Source organism: Occallatibacter sp., from assembly GCF_049802275.1.
GTDB lineage: Bacteria > Acidobacteriota > Terriglobia > Terriglobales > Acidobacteriaceae > Telmatobacter.
This window is the reverse complement of the sequence record NZ_JBARMD010000670.1, coordinates 1-2,046: the sequence shown is the minus strand read 5'-3', so window position 1 is coordinate 2,046 and position 2,046 is coordinate 1. Positions and strand designations below refer to the sequence as shown.

The window sequence follows — 2,046 nt, the reverse complement described above, 5'->3', positions numbered from 1 at the left end:
GCCCAGACAGCATCCTGAAACGTCTACCCCCACCCCCCTCCCGAAATTTGCAGTTTTCCACAAAATCTCTGCATGTTTTTTGATCGTCGATTTCGATGGCTCTTCGCCTCTACACTTGAAAGCAGTGAACAAACACCTCGAAGTACTCGACTCCAACGTTCCCATGCGTGCGCTGCTGGCCGGTGCACGGCGCAAAGAGTCTGCGCTGCTTGACCTTGCACGCAAACTGGCTGTTGCCGAGTCGCCGTCGGATAGCAAACAAGCGGTGGATACCTGTGTTGCGATTGCGGCTGAGAGTGGGAGTGCGCTTGGCGGTCGCGTAAAGCGCCACAGGCAGCGCAGCTATGGCGATGTTCTCGAAATGCGATTCGGCCCGCGGGTGCGAGGGAAGAAGCCCTTAATGCTGCTGGGGCACCTGGACACGGTGTGGCCGGTAGGCACGCTGAAGCAGATGCCATGCCGGGTTGCGGAGGGACGACTCTGGGGCCCCGGCACGCTCGATATGAAGGTGGGTGTTGCCATGGCAATGACGGCTATCGAGATGCTTGCCGAGGCAGACATGCTGAACCGCGAGATCGTGCTGTTGCTCAACAGCGATGAGGAGATCGGCAGTCCGGTGTCGCGGCCGATTACAGAGAATCTTGCGCGCGATTGCTCTGCGGTATTTGTGCTGGAGCCCGCACAGGGACTTGCCTACAAGACCGCACGAAAAGGAACGGGGAACTGGCGTATCGATATTCGCGGAGTGGCCGCACATGCCGGCGTGGATTATGAGAAAGGCGCCAGCGCACTACGGGAGCTTGGGCGTGTGATCGAAACGGTAAGCGACTGGACGGATTTGAAGCGCGGGCTGACCGTGAGCGTCGGCGTGGCGGGCGGCGGGAGCAAGACGAACGTGATTCCCGCAGAAGCTTTCGGCGAAGTCGATGTCCGCATCGCGAAGATGAGTGACGGCCCGCGCATCGAGCGCCGGTTCGCCTCGCTCAAGGCAACGGACAAGCGCTGCACTCTTGATGTCACGGGCGGGATCAATCGACCTCCGATGGAGCGGACGCGCGGGACGGCAAAGTTATTCGCACAAGCCCGCGCGCTTGCGGCCGAACTTGGTTTCGAGCTTAAGGAAGCGTCTACTGGTGGAGCGTCGGACGGCAACTTCACTTCTGCTCTTGGCGTAGCGACGCTGGATGGTATGGGCGCGGTGGGTGAAGGTGCGCACGCCAGCCATGAGTCGATCTTGCTGGAACACCTCGCACCCCGCACCGCTTTGCTGGCAGGCATGCTGGTGCAATCAAGTTGATTACTTATGCCCGGGATCAATCGCGGATTACCATGACAGCGGGACCGGAGGTTAATTTCAATGCGTAGTTTTTCTTCTTCAATCTGGGTAGGAATGATGGCGCTATGTGCACTGGGGGCCGCTGCTCAGGCTCCGCCACAACCGCCGACGGGCACTGACGCGATCATGGTGTACGCGGGTACGTGGAAGGTCCATGGCGAACGCTTTGCTACGGCCTACAGCCAGGCAGGCAAGGAAGACAAGACGCTGCGCAACGATTGCTGGAAGAGCGGCGCTTACGTGGCGTGCAATCAGTTTGTGGACGGGGACTCGAAGGCACTGCTGGTTTTCACTTACAGCGACAAGGATAAGATGTACACCACCTACCAGATTCCCCAGGGCGGCGAGGGCGCGGGTTCAGGCAAGCTGCAGATCGTGGGCAACATCTGGACGTTTCCGTGGCAAGTAACGCAAGGGGAAACCACCATGTACTTCCACGTGGTGAATGTCTTCACGGGAACTGATCGCATTGACTACGCGCAGGAGTTCTCTCCTGACAACGTGCACTGGAATACGATGGCCAAGGGCTCGGAGACGAAGGTTTCGAACTAGATCCGATTACACAAGTCTCATCCGCAAACCGGATACATCCCTCAGAGAGTAACTGCGGAAAAACGGTGAAGAACTGGCGAATCGCCGAAAGAGACTTGGGTTGCCTGATGAAACACTTTCCGCTTCATTCGGAGGGAAGCTTCAGCTTGGCGTAGTTC

The 2,046-nt window shown here is 58.4% G+C and carries 2 protein-coding genes; both read left to right on the top strand.

Going from position 1 to position 2,046, the window contains the following annotated elements:
- Positions 1 to 1,297: M20 family metallopeptidase (locus WA354_RS22635; RefSeq protein ID WP_472815291.1), on the top strand; the 1,297-nt coding region annotated here is incomplete at its 5' end.
- A gap of 60 nt (positions 1,298 to 1,357) precedes the next feature.
- Positions 1,358 to 1,888: a hypothetical protein gene (locus WA354_RS22630; RefSeq protein ID WP_472815290.1), complete on the top strand. Its 531-nt coding sequence runs from the start codon at positions 1,358 to 1,360 to the stop codon at positions 1,886 to 1,888.
- Positions 1,889 to 2,046: the final 158 nt, after the last annotated feature.